The 18506-nt window shown below is 68.6% G+C and carries 2 protein-coding genes; one reads left to right on the top strand and one right to left on the bottom strand.

What is annotated here, in order from left to right:
• The first annotated feature begins 11 nt into the window (after window positions 1-11).
• Window positions 12-3776, top strand: coding sequence for a type I polyketide synthase (locus HUA74_RS12745; protein ID WP_174454756.1), 3765 nt, complete (start codon window positions 12-14; stop codon window positions 3774-3776).
• On the opposite strand, the gene HUA74_RS12740 is transcribed toward HUA74_RS12745, so the two are convergent.
• Window positions 3773-18478: a non-ribosomal peptide synthetase gene (locus HUA74_RS12740; protein ID WP_174454755.1), complete on the bottom strand. Its 14706-nt coding sequence runs from the start codon at window positions 18476-18478 to the stop codon at window positions 3773-3775. The two genes, HUA74_RS12745 and HUA74_RS12740, sit on opposite strands and share 4 nt — an antisense overlap.
• Window positions 18479-18506: the final 28 nt, after the last annotated feature.

Below are 18506 nucleotides of genomic sequence, written 5' to 3'. Positions count from 1 at the left end.
CTAGTCCGGGGATGGGTGAGAACGTGTCTCATGAGCCGCCCGGCCCGACGGCTATCGCCATCGTCGGGCTGTCGCTGCGCTTTCCGGGCGCTTCGGACGCACGGCGCTTCTGGTCCAACCTCATCTCGGGCGTTGAATCCGTCACGGTGCTGGATGCCGAGCAGCGCGCGAAGGCCGGACTTCCCTCGGACGAAGGTTGGGTCGCGGCGGCGGGTGTCATCGCGGATGCCGACCTCTTCGACGCGCGCTTCTTCGGCTACTCCCCTCGCGAGGCCGAGCAACTCGACCCCCAGCAACGCCTCTTCATGGAGTGCTGTTGGGGGGCGCTCGAGTCCGCGGGCTATGCCGCGCGGTCCCGGCCGCTGCACGTGGGCATCTATGGCGGCGCTTCGCTCAGCACCTATCTCCTGACGAACGTCTTGCCGAGCATGGAGCGGCGCTCCAGCGACTGGACGGAGAGCATCCTCGGGACGCACAGCGACTTCCTGGCGACGCGCGTGGCGTACAAGCTGAACCTCACCGGGCCCGCGATGACGGTGCAGACGGCGTGCTCCACATCGCTGACCGCGGTGCACCTCGCCTGTCAGGCTCTGCTCGCGGGGGAGTGCAACCTCGCGCTCGCGGGAGGCGCGGCCGTGCGCTCTCCTCAGCTCGTCGCCTACCCCACGCAGGAGGGAGGCATCTCCTCACCTGATGGACACTGCCGCGCCTTCGACTCCCAGGCGGCGGGCACCGTGCCGGGCAACGGTGTCGGCGTGGTGCTCCTCAAGCGACTGGAGGACGCGCTCGCGGATGGAGACCCGATTCGCGCGGTCATCCTCGGCTCCGCCGCCAACAACGATGGCAGCAGCAAGGCGGGCTTCACCGCGCCGTCCGTCTCCGGGCAGGTCGCCGCCATCAGCGATGCGCTGGCCCTGGCCGGAGTCGAACCCCGCTCCATCTCCTTCATCGAAGCCCACGGCACGGGCACGCCGCTGGGAGACCCTGTCGAGGTCACCGCGCTCAAGCAGGTCTTCCAAGGCGTGGCCCCCGGCACCATCGGCCTGGGCTCGGTGAAGAGCAACCTGGGCCATCTCGACGCGGCGGCCGGAGTGTCCGGACTCATCAAGGCGGTGCTGGCGCTGGAACACCGACAGCTTCCGCCCACCGTCCACTTCCGTCAGCCCAATCCCCTGTTGGAGCTGGCGGGCAGTCCCTTCTACGTCGTGGCCGAGCCTCGTCCCTGGAACAGCGCGGGCCCTCGACGCGCGGGGGTGAGTTCGTTCGGCATGGGCGGCACCAACGTACACGTCGTGCTCGAAGAGGCCCCCACTCCGGCGAGCGACCCGCCTCGTGCGGAAGAACAACTGGTGTTGCTGTCGGCCAGGTCCGAGACCGCGCTGGAGCGGATGACCACGGAGCTGTCCGAGCACCTGGGCCACACCCAGGCCGCGCTCGCGGACGTGGCCCACACCCTTCAAGTCGGACGCAATCGCTTCGGCTGGCGACGCTTCGTCACCGCGAGCACGCTCTCGGAGACCTCCGCGCGCTTGAGGCACCAGGGCGACCCACTTCGACCTCGCACCGCCTTCGATGAAGCAGAGCGAAGAAGCGCCGTCTTCCTGTTCCCGGGCGGAGGCACGCAGCGAGTGAACATGGGCGCGGAGCTGCTCGGTGAGCCCGCGTTCCGCGAAGCCGTGGACCGATGTGCCGCATTGCTGCGTGCCCCGCTCGGTGGTGACCTGCGCGAGGTGATGTTCGCGCCCCCGGAGCGCTACGACACTGCGGCTCGTGAGCTGGCACGTCCGGTGTGGACCCAGGCGGCGCTGTTCACCTGTGACTGGGCGCTGGCGCAGCTCTGGCTGTCCCGGGGTGTCCAGCCCGAGGCGCTGTTCGGCCATTCCCTGGGCGAGTACGTCGCGGCCTGTCTGGCCGGAGTCTTCACGCTCGAAGAGGCGTTGGAGCTGGTCGCCGCGCGCGGCAGAATCATGGAGCGGCTCCCTCCTGGCGGGATGACGGCGGTCCTCGCGCCGCTGGCCCAGGTGGAGCCCCTGCTGAATCCCCTGCTGTCCGTGGCGGCCATCAACACACCCTCCGACTGCGTCCTCTCGGGCCCGCTGGAGGCGCTCGATGCCCTGGAGACCGCGCTCGCCACGCGAGGCGTCGAGACGCGGAGACTGCGTATGAGTCGCGCGGCGCACTCGGTGATGCTCGAACCACATCTGGCGGACTTCGCACGCGTGGTCTCCCGCTTCTCCCCCCGTGCCCCCAAGTTGCCCGTGGTGTCGAGCGTCACCGGGCGCTGGCTCGGCGAGCGCGAAGCAGCGGACCCACTGTACTGGTGCCGCCATCTGCGCGAGACAGTCCGCTTCTCCGACGGACTTCACCTGCTGCTCTCCACGGGAGACCGCGCCTTCATCGAAGTTGGCCCGGGCACGGCGCTGTCTTCGCTCGCGCGGCGACATCCGACCCGCACCTCGCAGCCCGTCCTCTCCACGTTGGCGTCCGCCTCCGCCGAGCAGCCCCCGCATCCACTCGCGTCACTCGGAGAGGCCTGGCTCGCGGGCATCACCATCGACTGGGAGCGCTTCCGCGCCGGAGAGCGGCGCCGACGCGTCCCACTGCCGGGCTACAGCTTCGACCGGGAGCGACACTGGATTGAGCCCGCCACGGCTCCCACGGCGCCCTCGACCACTCGTGCCGTGGAAGCCCGCGAAGAAGTGCGGCCCGCCATGGGTCGCGACGAGGGCCCGCGCGCCTCGGCGCCTCGCGATGCCACGGAGCAGGTGTTGCTCGAGTGCTTCCGGCTCACGTTCCACCTGGAGAACATCGGCATCCATGACGACTTCTTCGCGCTGGGTGGCGACTCCCTCCTCGCCTTGCGATTGAGTGCCCGTATCGAGGACCGACTTGGAGCGCGGCTTCCACTGAAGGCCGTGCTGGAATCTCCCACCATCGCGCGACTCGCCGCGCGCATTGGAGAAGGTGCTCGCGACGCCGCGCCCACGGCCCCCAGTTGCCTCGTGCGACTCCAGGAGGGAACTTACGGGGTGCCTGTCTTCTTCGTGCATGCAGCCGGTGGACAGGTGCTCTTCTACCGTGAGCTGGCGAGACACCTCGCTCCCGAGCGGCCCATGTACGGCTTCGAGTCGGCGGGACTCAACTCGGGCACCTCGTGCCACACCACCGTGGAGCAGATGGCGGAGCACTACCTCACGGCGCTTCGCACCGTACGGCCCCGAGGTCCCTATCTGCTCGTGGGTGCATCCCTGGGTGGAACCATCGCCTACGAGATGGCGCGCCGACTGTCGGCTGAAGGCGAGAGCGTGCCCCTGTGCGCGCTCCTGGACACGCCGCCACCTGGGCACGTCTCCGCGGAGCTCGCGGACCAGGTCTCGCTGCTGACCTTCCGCGCGGGGAAGACGTTCACACCTTCCACCGAGTGGCCGAAGGACTTGTCCGTCGAAGAGCAGTTCCGCCTGCTCCAGGAGGAAGCGGCGCGGGACGGTATCGAGCCCCCCTTCTCGGAATTCGAAGCGGCCCGCAGACAACTGGACGTGCTGCGCGCGAACACGCGGGCATTGAGTCTCTACGTGCCGCCGCGCTGGAGCGGGGGCGAGTTCCAATACTTCCGCGCCCAACAGCCACCTCCCGGCTTCCCACCTCACCCGGAACTCGGCTGGTTGGACCTGGGCGCGGCGGCGCGCGTGGAGGTCGTCCCTGGCGACCACCACACGATGCTGCAAGCACCCCATGTCGAGGTGCTCGGAGCGAAGTTGGCGCGCTTGCTGCGTTAATCCGAGCCCGGTCGCCGCCGCCGCTGCTGTGCCAATCGCTGGAGGCCCTCACGCCTGTCTCCGGAAGTCGCGGGCTGGCGAGGCGCCTCCGGCTCCGGGGCGGGCCCCAACTGAGCAGCGAGCGTGCGCACGGTGGGGAACTGGAGCAGCGACACCAACGGCACCTTGCGCCCCAGTCGCTCCTCCAGCTTCATCTGCAACATCTGGAGCAGGAGTGAGTTGCCGCCCAGGTCGAAGAAGTTGTCGTCCGCGCCCACGCGGTCCAGCTTCAGCACCTCCGCCACCAGTTGGGCGATCACCTGCTCCAGGCCTTCTTGAGGCTCGACGTAGCCACCGCTCAGCTCTGGCCGGTGCGCCTCTGGCGAGGGCAGCACCTTCCAGTCCACCTTCCCATTCGGTGTGAGCGGCAACTCGCGCAGCACCACGAACACCGACGGAATCCACGGCTCCGGCAACGAGCGCTTCAACCACGCGCGCAGCACATCGGCCGTCAACGTGGCCTCCTCCGTCGGCACCACATACGCCACCAGCCGCATGTCTCCCGGCGTGTCTTCCCGGCCCATGACCACGGCGGAGCGGACCTCCGGATGCGCCGCGAGCGCGGCACTCGCCTCCGCGGGCTCGACGCGCACACCGCGCACCTTCACCTGGGCATCGGCACGGCGCAGGTACTCGAACCTTCCGTCTTCGAGCAGCCGCACCACGTCACCCGTTCGATATAGCCGTCCCCCTTCACCATACGGGTCCGGGACGAAGCGCTCGGCCGTCAGGTCCGGACGCCCCAGGTACCCTCGCGCCAGTCCCACGCCACCGAGGTACAGCTCGCCCCAGACTCCCGTGGGAGCCAGATTGCCCGCGTCATCCATCACCCGCACCACCACGTTGCGCAACGGCCTGCCAATCGTGGGACGTGTTCCCGGGAAGCACTCGCCCCAGGTCGCGGCCACCGTTCCTTCCGTCGGGCCATAGCCATTGATGAAACGTCGCCCCGGGCTCCACCGTGCCACCAGTTCCGCGGTGCAGGACTCGCCGGCGGAGAGCAGGACTCGAAGCCTGGGAAGCTCGACCACCGGCATCATCGCCAGGACCGACGGCGGCAGGGTCGCCACGGAGATTCGCTCGCGCGCGAGCAACTCCGTCAATGGCCTTCCAGGTGCCATCTGCGCGCGCCGCGCCAGGACCAGCGTCGCCCCGTTCAGCAGTGCGGGGAAGACCTCCGCCACGGAGGCATCGAAGCTCACCGTCGCGAACATCAACGTCCTGTCGCCCGGGCCAAGGCCACCGAGCACCGAGGGGAAGGACTCAGCCAGATTCGCGGCTCCCCGGTGCGTCAGCAGCGTCCCCTTCGGGCGCCCCGTGCTCCCCGACGTGTAGATGACATACGCGAGGTTTCGCGCCGTGACTTCGGGCGCCAGCGATTCCCCGCCCACCAGGTCATCGAGCTCACCGATTTCATCCAGCAACACGGTGGCCCCCGAGTAGGCGAGTTGCGACGCCTCTTCCGAGCGCGACACCAGCAGCGCGACCTTCGCGTCATCCAGCATGTACGCGAGGCGCTCCGGTGGATGCTCAGGGTCCATCGGCAGGTAGGCGCCGCCCGCCTTGAGGATGGCGAGCATCGCCACGACCCAGTCGAGGCTCGGCCCCAGGCACAGGCCCACCACCACGTCGGGCCTCACGCCCCACTTGCGCAACACTGTGGCCAACTTGTGGGCTCTCCGGTCGAGCTGGGCGTAGGTCAGCGTCTGCCCCTCCATCTCCACCGCCACGGCCTCGGGCGTTCGCGCGACCTGGGCCTCGAACAACCGGTGCAGGCACTCACCCTCGAAGGGCGCTTCGCTGCCACCCCGCGCCAGCAGCGACTGCCGTGAGGACACACTCAGAAGCGGAAGGTCTCGCAGTCGCCGGCCCGGCTCGGTCACCGCGCCTTCCAGCAGGCGCTCCAGGTGCTCTCCGAAGTGCTCCATGGTCGCGACGTCGTACAGGTCGCTGCTGAACTCGAGGCCTCCCTCGATACCGTTGGCGGTCTCTCTCAATCCCAGCGCGAGGTCGACCTTGGCGGCGCGAAGACCCAGGTCCAACGGGCGTTGCGTGAGACCGGACAACGACAGGTCTCCCGAAGGCGTGTTCAAGAGCTGGAACACCACCTGGACCAACGGCGCGCGACTCATGTCGCGCTTCAGGCTCAGGGCCTCCACCAGCTTCTCGAACGGCACTTCCTGGTGCCCAAAGGCCCCCAGCACTGACTCCTTCACACGCCCCAACATCTCCCGGAACGTCATCTCACCCGACGATTCCGTCCTCACCACCAGCGTGTTCACGAAGAAGCCAATCAGCCCCTCCACCGCCTTCGTCGTCCGCCCCGACACTGGCGAGCCCACCACCACGTCCCACTGGCCGCTGTAGCGCGCCAGCAGCACCTGGAAGCCCGCCAGCAGCGTCATGTACAGCGTCACGCCCTCCCGCAGGCTCAGTTGCTTCAACTTCTCGCTCAGCTCCGAGGACAGCTTCACCGCCACGCTCGCGCCCTGGTACCCCTGCACCGCCGGCCTCGGCCGGTCCGTGGGCACCTCCAGCGCTTCGGGGACTCCCGCCAGCTTCGTCCTCCACCACGACAACTGCTCCTCCAGCACCTCCCCCGTCAGCCACTCCCGCTGCCACACCGCGTAGTCCACGTACTGCACGGGCAACTCCGGCAGCGTCGCGGCCTCGCCCTTCACGTAGGCGCCGTAGAGCGTCTCCAATTCCTTCGTGAGCACCCACGTCGACCAGCCATCGGACACGATGTGGTGCAGCACCAGCACCAGGACGTGCTCCTGCTCGCTCAGCTTCAGCAGCGCCACTCGCAGCAGCGGGCCCGCGCTCAAGTCGAACGGACGCCGTCCTTCTTCGGCTCCCAGTCGGAGGGCCTCTTGCTCTCGGGTTTCGACGGGGAGGCCACTCAGGTCCACCACGGACAACGGCAGGGATGCTGCGGCGTGGATGCGCTGCACGGCCCCCTGGGCATGCTGATGGAAGGTCGTCCTCAGGGTCTCGTGACGACGGACCAGCTCATTGAAGGCACGCTCCAGAGCCTTCACGTCGAGCACGCCCTCCAGCTTCATCGCGAGCGCGATGTTGTAGAGCGAGCCACCCGGCTCCAGCCGGTCGAGGAACCACAAGCGCTGCTGCGCGAAGGACTGAGGCAGTGCCTCCGTCCGTTCCGTGCGGACCAACTCTGGACGACCTGTCCTGAGCCCGTCCTTCAAGAGTTCATCCAATCGAGAGGCCAGCGCGGACACCGTGGGTGCCTCGAAGAGCACCCGCACTGGCACGTCGCGGCCCAGCAGCTCGCGCAACCGCGAGGCCACCTGCATCACCAGCAGCGAGTGCCCTCCCCGCTCGAAGAAGTTGTCCTCCGCGCCAACGCGCTTCACGCCGAGCAACGGAGCCCAGATCTCCGCCACCCGCTCCTCCATCGCCGTCCTGGGCGCGATGAAGGACTCCGACATCTGCTCGGAATCCTGCCGCTCCGTGCGATGGGCGTGGATGCGAGCGGACGGAGTCCTCTCCGGCACTTCAATGTGCCCAGGCATCCCGAGCGCATCCAGCCGCGCTTCGGGCATCGCCACGGCGGACTCCAGCAAGCGCTCGTAGTGGATGGCCAGGCGCTCCACGGTCTGCGTGTCGAACAGGTCCGTGTTGAACACCCAGTACCCCGCCATTCCCTCCGCGTCCTCTCGCACGGACAACGCGAGGTCGAACTTCGCCACCTGCGTCCCCAGGTCCAGCGCACGCAGCACAAGCCCCGGCAACGACAGGTCTCCGAACGGCGCACTCTGGAGCGCGAAGGACACCTGCACCAACGGCGAGCGGCTCAAGTCGCGAGACAACTGCAACGCGTCCACCAGCTTCTCGAACGGCACCTCCTGATGCGCGAAGGCGCCCAGCACCGACTCCCGGACCTGGGCCAGCAGCTCCCGGTACGTCAGCGCACGTGACGCCTCCGTCCTCACCACCAGCGTGTTCACGAAGAAGCCAATCAGCCCCTCCACTTCCTTCGTCGTCCGCCCAGACACCGGCGAACCCACCACCACGTCCCACTGTCCGCTGTAGCGCGCCAGCAGCACCTGGAAGCCCGCCAGCAGTGACATGTACAGCGTCACACCTTCCCGCCGGCTCAACTGCTTCAGCTTCTCGCTCAGCTCGAAGGACAGCCTCACCGCCACGCTCGCGCCACGATGCCCCTGCACCGCGGGCCTCGGTCGGTCGGTCGGCAGCTCCAGCGCTTCGGGGGCGCCCTCCAACCTCGCCCTCCACCACGACAACTGCTCCTCCAGCACCTCCCCCTTCAGCCACTCTCGCTGCCACACCGCGTAGTCCGCGTACTGCACGGGCAACTCCGGCAACGCCGCGTCCCCGCCCTTCGCATGGGCGGTGTAGAGCGCCTCCAGCTCCTTCGTGAGCACGCCCATCGACCAACCATCGGACACGATGTGGTGCAGTACCAGCACCAGCACATGCTCCTGCTCGCTCAGCTTCAGCAGCGTCACTCGCAGCAGCGGACCCGTGCCCAGGTCGAAAGGACGCCGTTCCTCCTGCATCCCGAGCCTCAAGGCTTCATGCGCCCGGGCCTCCACGGGCAGCCCGCGCAGGTCCACCACGGGCAGCGGGACCGCCATGGAAGGACTGATGTGCTGGACCGCACCGAGCGCAACCTGTCGGACCGTCGTCCTCAGGGACTCGTGGCGGTGAACCAGCGCATGGAACGCCTTCTCCAGCGCGCCAATGTCGAGCACGCCCTCCATCGTCACGGCCAGGGCGATGTTGTAGAGCGGGCTGTTCGGCTCCAGCCGGTCGAGGAACCACAAGCGCTGCTGCGCGAAAGACAGGGGTGGTGCATCCACCCGCGATGCGGGGAGCAGCGGCGGACTCCGAACCCCGAGCCCACCCCGCGCCAACACGGACAGACTCGTGGCCAACGAGGACACCGTGGGTGCCTCGAAGAGCATGCGCACCGGAACCTCGTGCCCCAACGCCGCCCGCAGCCGCGACGCGGCTTGCATCACCAGCAGCGAGTGCCCTCCCCGTTCGAAGAAGTTGTCCTCCGCACCCAACCGCTTCACGCCCAGCAGCGGGACCCAGGTCTCCGCCACCAGCTCCTCCATCGCGGTCCTGGGCGCGATGAAGTCCTCCAACCCCTGCTCCGGAATCACGCGCTCGCCTTGGCGTGACTGGATGCGGGAACCGACAGCCTTCTCCTGCACCTCACGATGCCCAGGCATCGGCAGCGCACGCAGGGTCGCCTCCGGCACCTCGACGACCGCCTCCAGCAACCGCTGGTAGTGCGTCGCCATGCGCTCCACGGTCGCCGTGTCGTACAGGTCCGTGTTCAGCTCCCAGGTGCCTGACAGTCCCTCCGCGTCCTCTCCCATGGACAACGCGAGGTCGAACTTGGCGGTCCTCGTTCCCAGGTCCATCGGCTGCTGCGTGAGCCCCGGCAACGACAAGTCTCCGGACGGCGCACTCTGGAGCGCGAAGGACACCTGCACCAACGGCGAGCGGCTCAAGTCGCGAGACAACTGCAACGCGTCCACCAGCTTCTCGAACGGCACCTCCTGGTGCGTGAGCGCGCCCAGGACCGCGTCCCGGACACGCCTCAGCATCTCCCGGAATGTCAGCTCGCTCGACGCCTCCGTCCTCACCACCAGCGTGTTCACGAAGAAGCCAATCAAGCCCTCCACTTCCTTCGTCGTCCGCCCAGACACCGGCGAACCCACCACCACGTCCCACTGGCCGCTGTAGCGCGCCAGCAGCACCTGGAAGCCCGCCAGCAACGTCATGTACAGCGTCACGCCCTCCTGCCGACTCAAGCGCTTCAGCTTCTCGCTCAGCTCCGAGGACAGCCTCACCGCCACGCTCGCACCGCGATAACCCTGCACCGCGGGCCTCGGCCGGTCCGTCGGCACCTCCAACACCTCAGGGGCTCCCGCCAGCCTCGCCCTCCACCACGACAACTGCTCCTCCAGCACCTCCCCCTTCAGCCACTCCCGCTGCCACACCGCGTAGTCCGCGTACTGCACCGGCAACTCCGGCAGCGTTGCTTCGCGGCCCTTCACCTGCGCGCTGTAGAGCGCCTCCAGCTCCTTCGTGAGCACTCCCATCGACCAGCCGTCCGCGACGATGTGGTGCAGCACCAGCACCAACACGTGCTCCTGCTCGCTCAGTTTCAGCAGCGTCACTCGCAGCAGCGGGCCCGTGCCCAGGTCGAACGGACGCCGTCCTTCCTCGCCCCCCAGTCGGAGTGCCTGTTGCTCTCGGGTCTCGACGGCGAGGCCACTCAGGTCCACCATTCGCAGCGCCACTGGCGCGAAGGGCTGGATGTGCTGCACCGCCCCTTGGTCGCCTTGCTCGAAGGTCGTCCGCAGGGACTCGTGGCGACGGACCAACGTGTGGAAGGAGCGCTCCAGGGCCGCGACGTCCAGCGCCCCCGTCAGTCGTATCGCGAGGGGAATGTTGTAGAGCGGGCTGTTCGGCTCAAGCCGGTCCAGAAACCACAGGCGCTGCTGTGCGAACGACTGGGGCGGCGCCTCCGTGCGAGTCGTGGGCACCAGCGCTGGCCGTCCTTGTCCGGTACCACCGCTCTCCAGGCTCCTGGCCAGCGTGGCGACAGTGGGCGCCTCGAAGAGCGTCCGCACCGACACCTCTCGGCCCAACACCTCGCGCAGCCGCGAGGCCACCTGCATCACCAGCAGCGAGTGCCCTCCCCGCTCGAAGAAGTTGTCTTCGGCCCCCACGTGCCTCACTCCCAGCAGTGGAGCCCAGACTCCCGCCACCAGTTCCTCGATGGCCGTCCGCGGAGCGATGAATCCCTCCGGCACGACCTCCGGAGCCAGCCGGTCCAACCGCCGAGCCTGGAGACGAACAACCGGCACCTTCACCGGCACTTCGCGATGCCCTGACATCGGCAGCGCGTTCAGCCTCGCCTCCGGATTCTCCACCGCCGCCTCCAGCACTTGCTGGAAGTGGGCCGCCATGCGCTCCACGGTCGCCGCGTCGAACAGGTCCGTGTTGAGTTCCCAGAAGCCCGTCAGGTCCTCCGCGTCCTCACGCACCGACAGCGCGAGGTCGAACTTCGCCATGCCCGGCTCGTACGTCACCTCAGACGAGGACAGCTCCGGCAGCACCGGCAACTCAGCGGGCCCGTTCAAGCCAAAGGCAATCTGGACCAGGGGCGCGCGACTCAAGTCACGGCTCGACTGCAGCGCCTCCACCAGCTTCTCGAACGGCACCTCCTGGTGCCCGAAGGCCCCGAGCACCGACTCCTTCACACGCCCCAGCATCTCGCGGAACGTCAGCTCACCCGACGCCTCCGTCCTCACCACCAGCGTGTTCACGAAGAAGCCAATCAAGCCCTCCACTTCCTTCGTCGTCCGCCCTGACACCGGCGAACCCATCACCACGTCCCACTGTCCGCTGTAGCGCGCCAGCAACACCTGGAAGCCCGCCAGCAGCGTCATGTACAGCGTCACGCCCTCCTGCCAACTCAAGCGCTTCAGCTTCTTGCTCAGCTCCGAGGACAGCTTCACCGCCACACTCGCGCCTCGATACCCCTGCACCGCGGGCCTCGGTCGGTCTGTCGGTACCTCCAGCACCTCAGAGGCTCCCGCAAGCCTCGCCCTCCACCACGACAACTGCTCCTCCAACACCTCCCCCTTCAGCCACTCCCGCTGCCACACCGCGTAGTCCGCGTACTGCACGGGCAACTCCGGCAACGTTGCTTCGCGGCCCTTCACCTGCGCGCTGTAGAGCGTCTCCAGCTCCTTCGTGAGCACTCCCATCGACCAGCCGTCCGCGACGATGTGGTGCAGCACCAGCACCAACACGTGCTCCTGCTCGCTCAGCTTCAGCAGCGTCACTCGCAGCAGCGGGCCCGTGCCCAGGTCGAACGACTGCCTCGATAGCGTCTCCACCTGGCCGCGCGTGGCGTCCTCTGTCACCTCCACCACGGACAGCGGCACCGCCACATCCGAAGCGATGCGCTGCACCGGCTCGCCTTCCACTTCCTCGAACGTCGTGCGCAGCGCCTCGTGTCTCCGCACCAACGCCGCGAGCGCCTGCTCCAGCGCCTTGAGGTTCAGGGCGCCTCGCAGTCGGACGACGAACGGCAGGTTGTACGAATACCCTCCGGCGTCGAGCTTCCCCAGGAACCACAGACGCTGCTGTGCGAACGACAGCGGCATCGCGGAGTGTCTCGACACTCGCACCGGCACAGGGGTGCTCACGCGCTGCGCACTTGCCTTCACGACTTCGAGTCGCTCGGCCAGGGCCTCCACGGTGGGCGCCTCGAACACCAGTCGCACCGGCACATCACGACCGAGCGCCGCCCGGAGCCGCGACACCACTCGCGTCGCCAGCAACGAATGACCACCGAGCGCGAAGAAGTCGTCCTTCACGCCCACCCTCGCCACTCCGAGCAGCGGCATCCAGATGCGCGCCACCAGCGACTCCATCACCGTCCGAGGCCCCTGCATCGCCTCCACGCCCGACCCCTCCTGCTCCGGTGACGGCAGGGCCTTTCGGTCCACCTTCCCGTTCGCCGTCAGCGGGAGCGCCGCCAGCTTCACGAAGGCCGAGGGCACCATGAACTCGGGGAGCTTCTGCTTCAGCCAGTCCCGCACCCGAGGTGCCTCGGGCGCCTGCGCGTGTTCGACGTAGTACGCGACCAGTCGCTTGCCTCCCGCGCCGTCCCGCACCACCACCAACCCGTCCTTCACCGCTGGATGCGCGAGGAGCGACGCCTCCACCTCGGCCAGCTCGATGCGGTAGCCCCGCACCTTCACCTGGCTGTCACGCCGCCCCAGGAACTCCAGCACCCCGTCCGGGCGAAAGCGCGCCAGGTCTCCGGTGCGATAGAGCCGCTCCCCCGGCACCGCGCTGAAGGGATTCGGAATGAAGCGGTCCGCCGTCACATCGGGCTGGCGCAGATACCCTCGCGCGAGGCCATCACCCCCGATGAACAGTTCGCCCGCCACGCCCACCGGAACGGGCTCCATCCCCGCATCCAGCACGTAGACCTGCGTGTTGCCGATGGGCCGACCAATGGGCACCGACGCGCCCACGTCCTCCACTCGAGTCATCCGATGGACCGAAGTGAAGAGCGTGCTCTCCGTCGGCCCGTAGCAGGCCGTCACCGGAATCTTCAGCTCCTCCAGCACGCGCTTCACGTGCGGCGCGGACACCACATCTCCACCCGTCAGGAGCTGGCGCACGCCCTTCAACCCGTCCATCCCCAGCTCCACCATCTGGCTGAACAGTCCCGCCGTCAGGTGCAACAACGTGACGGAGTGCCGATGGAGCACGTCCGTCAGCAGGTCCAGCTCGCTGGGCGAGCGCGGTGGGAAGACCACCAGCCGTCCACCCAGGCACAGCGGCCCCCACACCTCCAACGTCGACGCATCGAAGGAGATGGGCGCGATGAGCAGGAACGTCTCCTCCGGCCCCAGTCGCGCGTACGGCGCTCCGTACAACAACCGCAGCACGCCCCGGTGCTCGACGGCCACACCCTTGGGGCGCCCCGTGCTCCCCGACGTGAAGTCCACATACGCCAGGTTCCGGCCCGAGACCGGCATGCGCGGCGACGTCGTCGGCAGGTCCGCCAGCCGCTCGTCCTCCAGCAACATCAACTCCGGGCGTCCCTCCTGGGGCAGTTGCTCCAGCAAGGCGCGCGTGGTGATGAGCAGCCGAGGCGTCGTGTCCTCCAACATCTGCTCCAGCCGCCGCGCCGGATAGCTGGAGTCCAGGGGCACGTACGCACCACCGGCCTTCAGGATGGCCAGCAGCGACACGATGAGCTCCACCGAGCGCTCCAGGCACACCGCCACCAGCACATCCACGCCGACGCCACGCGCCTTCAGCGCCCACGCCAGTTGATTGGCCCGCGCCTCCAGCTCCCTGTAGCTCAGCCGCTGCGCACCGAACTCCAGCGCCACCGCGTCCGGACGCAGCAACACCTGCTCCTCGAAGAGGTGATGGACGCACGCCTCTCGCGGGAACTCCACCGCCGTCTGGTTCCACGCCTCCAGCACTCGCTGGCGCTCGGCCGCGGGCAGGAGCGGAAGCGCCGACAGTCGCGCCTCGGGTCGGCCGGAGAGGTTGCGCAACACCTCCAGGAAACACTCCGCGATGCGTTGGACAGTGGACGGCTCGAAGAGGTCCGCGTTGTAGATGAGCTGGCCTTCGACAGCCGCTCCCGGCGCATCGACCAGCAACAGCTCCAGGTCGAACTTGGCGATGGTGCTCGCGAAGTCCCAGGGGCTCGCGGTGACACCCGGCAGGGTGAGCAGCGGCGCGGCCTCCTGCAACGTGAAGAGCACCTGGAACAACGGCGAGCGGCTCAAGTCCCGCTCCGGGCGGAGGTGCTCCACCAGCCTCTCGAAAGGCACGTCCTGGTGCGCGAGTGCCCCGAGCACCGTCTCCTTCGTCTGACGCAGGAACGCCTGGAAGGAGGACGCCGCATCCGGCCGTGCGCGCAGGGCCAGCGTGTTGACGAAGAAGCCCATCAGCCCCTCCGTCTCCCTCGCCGTCCGCCCCGACACCGGTGAGCCCACCACCACGTCCCACTGTCCGCTGTAGCGCGCCAGCAACACCTGGAAGCCCGCCAGCAGCGTCATGTACAGCGTGGCGCCCTCTCTCCGGCTCAACTGTCGCAGCGCCTCGCTCAGCTCCGAGGACAACCGCACCGGCACGCTCGCGCCTCGGTACCCCTGCACCGCGGGCCTCGGCCGGTCCGTGGGCAGCTCCAACACCGGGGGTGCTCCCGTCAGCGCCTCGCGCCACCAGGAGAGCTGCGATGCCTCCACGTCTCCCTTCAACCATTCGTGCTGCCACACCGTGTAGTCCGCGTACTGCACGGGCAGCTCGGGCAACTTCGCCGCCTCGCCTTTCACGGCCGCGCCATAGAGCGCATCCAGTTCGCGGGTGAGCACGCCCAGCGACCATCCATCCGCGACCAGGTGGTGCAGCACCACCACAAGCACCTGCTCCTCGCCGCCCGTTCGCAGCAACGTCGCGCGGAGCAAGGGAGCCCGCGCCACATCGAACGGCGCCTGGACCTCCCTCACCACGCGACGCCGCACGGCCTCTTCCACGTCGTCGGCGCCCTCCACCGACTCCACCTGCAAGGGCACGCCGACATCCACGGCGACGCGCTGGACGGGCTCACCACCCACTTCCACGAAGCTCGTGCGCAGCGCTTCGTGTCGGCGGACCACCTCTGCGAGTGCCCGCTCCAGGGCCTCCACCTTCAACGCACCGTGGAGTCGGACGACGAAGGGCAGGTTGTACGAATGTCCTCCCTCGTCGAGCTGCGCGAGGAACCACAGGCGTCGCTGCGCGAATGACAAGGGCGGGTCCACGGGCCGCGCGGCTCGCATCAGCACCGGCAACCGCGCGTGTCCTCCCTGCGCCCCCAGTCGCTCGGCAAGGGCCTCCACCGTGGGCGCCTCGAACAGCAGTCGCACGGGCACGTCGTGGCCCAGGGCATCCCGGAGTCGCGACACCACACGCGTCGCCAGCAGCGAGTGCCCACCGAGCGCGAAGAAGTCATCCCTCACGCCCACGAGCGGGACACCCAGTACCTCTTGCCAGACTTCCGCCAGCCTCCGCTCCAGCGCGTCACGCGGCGCCTCGTAGCGGGCTCCCCCTTCCGCGCGGCGCGAATCCACCTCCGGCAGTGCGCGGCGATTCACCTTTCCGCTGGGCGTCAGCGGAAGCGCCTCCAGCCGAACCAGCACGACCGGCACCATGTACTCGGGCAACCGCTTCGCCAGTCGACGCTTCAAGTCCTCCCCGTCCCAGGACTCGGGCAACTGATTCGCCAGCCGGCGCTTCAGAGCCTCCGCGTCCGAGGACTCGGACCGCACGACGTAGCCCACCAGTTGCTTCTCTCCCCCGCCCGTTCGCCGCACCACCACCGCCGCGTCCGTCACGCCGGGAAGTTCCTTCAGCGCCACCTCCACCTCGCCCAACTCCACGCGGAAGCCGCGCACCTTCACCTGCTCATCCGCGCGCCCCTGAAGCTCCAGGTTCCCATCCGCCAGCCACCGCCCCCGGTCTCCCGTGCGGTAGATGCGGTGCCCATCCCGCCCCTTGTCCAGGATGTTCGGAACGAAGCGCTCCGCCGTCAGCTCCGGCCGCCCCCAGTAGCCGTGCGCGAGGCTCCGCTCTCCCACGCACACCTCTCCCGTCACACCGATGGGGCACGGGGCGCCCCACGCATCCAGCACCAACACCGTCGCGGGGACGATGGGCCTGCCCACCGGAGGCAACACCGGCCACGTCGAGGGCGGCCCCTTCGCTCTCCACGCCGTCACCACATGCGTCTCCGTGGGGCCGTACTGGTTCTCCAGCACGCACCCCGGCAGCCGCTCGAAGAACGACACCACCGCGGGCGTCACCTGCAACGGCTCGCCCGCCGTCACCACTTCGCGCAGCGGCGGCAACTCCGTCTCATGTCGGGCCCGCTCACTGAGCGCCTGGAGCGCCACGAAGGGCACAAAGAGCCGCTCCACGCGGTGCTCCCGCAGGTACGCCATCAACGTCGCGGGGTCCTGACGCGTCGCCGCCGAGACGAGGACGAGCGTGCCGCCCTCGCCCAGCGTGCAGAACAGCTCCTGGAAGGACACGTCGAAGCTCAGCGAGGCGAACTGGAGCGTCCTCGCCCCAGGCGCCGACGTGCTCGCCAACTGCCAGTTCACCATCGTGCCGAACGCACGATGGGACATCGTCACGCCCTTGGGCCTCCCCGTACTCCCTGACGTGAAGAGGACGTAGCAGGGAAGCTCGGGCGACAACACCCACCCGGGTGCCACGGTGGATTGCTCCGCGATGCGCGCTGCCTCCTCCTCCAGTCGCACCCTCCGCGCCGTGCCCTCCCCGGGCAACGCATGCTCCAGCGAGGCATGCACCAGCACCACCGGCGCGGCCACGTCATCGAGCATCCGCGCCAGTCGCGACGGCGGATAGCCCGGGTCCAACGGAAGGCACGCCGCTCCTGTCTTCAGCGTCGCCAGCACCGCCACCGGCAGGTCGAGGCTGCTTCGCTCCAGGCACAGCCCCACCACGCTTCCAGGGCGAACCCCCAACGCCATCAAGTGGTGCGCGAGCTGATTGGCCCGCTGCTCCAGTTGCACGTACGTCAGGGAGCCGCCGCCATTCGTCACCGCCACTGCCGAGGGCGTGCGCGCCGCCTGCGCCTCTACCCGCCGATGCATCAACCACGATGGGTGCTGGTGCTCCTCCTGCCACGACCACTTCTCCAACACCTTCCGCCGCTCCTCCTCATCCAGGAGGTCCACCTGCCCGGCCTTGCGCTCCGGGTCCTCCAGCACGCCCTTCAGCAGCGCCACGTGGTGGCCGGCGAGCCTGCGCACCGTCGCCTCGTCGAACAGCGCCGTGCTGTACTCCCACAGCGCAACCCAGCCCTCCGGCGTCTCACGCACGAAGAGCGTAAGGTCGAACTTCGCCACGCCCGGCTCGAAGTCCACGTCGCGCGACTCCAGCCCCGCCAGTCGCACCAACGGCGGCGCGCTCTGGAGCACGAGCAGCACCTGGAACAACGGCGAGCGGCTCAAGTCCCTCACCGGCCGCAGCGCATCCACCAGTCGCTCGAAGGGCACGTCCTGGTGCTGGTACGCCCCCAGGCACGCCTGACGCACCCGTCCCAAGAGCGACTTGAAGGACTCGTTTCCATCCACGTCCACGCGCAGCGCCAGCGTGTTGGCGAAGAAACCGATGAGCCCCTCCACCTCGCGCCGGTTGCGCCCCGCGATGGGCGTGCCCACCACCACGTCCGGCTGTCCGCTGTGCCGCGACAGCAACGCCTGGAGGCTCGCCAGCCACAACATGAACGGCGTCACCGCCTCCTGCTTGCACCGCTCGTGCAGCGCCTTCATCAGCTCGGCGGGCAACGGCATCCCCAGCACCGCGCCCCGGGCCGACTGCACCGGAGGTCTCGGTCGGTCCGTCGGCAGTTCCAGCGCGGGCGAGGCTCCGTCGAGGTGCTTCTTCCACCACGTGAACTGCTCCTCCAGCACCTCCCCCTTCAGCCACTCGCGCTGCCACACCGCATGGTCCGCGTACTGCACCGTCAGCGCGGGCAGCGTCGCCACGCGGCCTTCGAGGAAGGCGCCGTACAGCTCGCGCAAATCCCGCTCCAGCAACGACAGCGACCAGCCGTCACACGAGATGTGGTGCAGCGTCAGGAGCAACACGTGCTCCTCTTCCTCCAGGCGCAACAGCCGCGCGCGCAGCATCGGCCCCGCGCCCAAATCGAACGGACGCCGTGCCTCCTCCTCCGCGAGTCGCCGGGCCTCGTGCTCCCGCTCCGGCCCCTCCAGTCGCTCCACGGCCAGCGACACCGGCGCGTCGGGCGCGATGCACTGCACCGGCTCGCCTTCGACCTCCGTGAAGGTCGTCCGCAGCGCTTCGTGCCGGCGCACCACCTCCGTCAGCGCGCGCTCCAGCGTTGATACATCGAGACATCCCTTGAGCCGCGCGAAGAAGGGCGCGTTGTAGGCGAAGCCCGACGGGTCCAACCGCGAGAGGAACCACATGCGACGCTGCGCGAAGGAGAGCGGCGGAGGCCCCTCCCGATGAACGGGCACCACGGGGGGCGGCCTGCGAACACGAGGGCTCGCGGGCTTCGGCTCATTCGCGGACATGTCGACACCTCAAACTCAAGAAGACGAA

This window comes from Myxococcus sp. CA051A (assembly GCF_013336705.1).
In the GTDB taxonomy this organism is placed as follows: domain Bacteria; phylum Myxococcota; class Myxococcia; order Myxococcales; family Myxococcaceae; genus Myxococcus; species Myxococcus llanfairpwllgwyngyllgogerychwyrndrobwllllantysiliogogogochensis.
Note: the sequence above shows the minus strand (reverse complement) of the source record. Positions and strands in the feature narration are given on the sequence as shown.

Coding starts and splice junctions, on each gene's coding strand:
- HUA74_RS12745 (WP_174454756.1), top strand. CDS start 12: ATGGGTGAGAACGTGTCTCATGAGCCGCCCGGCCCGACGGCTATCGCC.
- HUA74_RS12740 (WP_174454755.1), bottom strand. CDS start 18,478: ATGTCCGCGAATGAGCCGAAGCCCGCGAGCCCTCGTGTTCGCAGGCCG.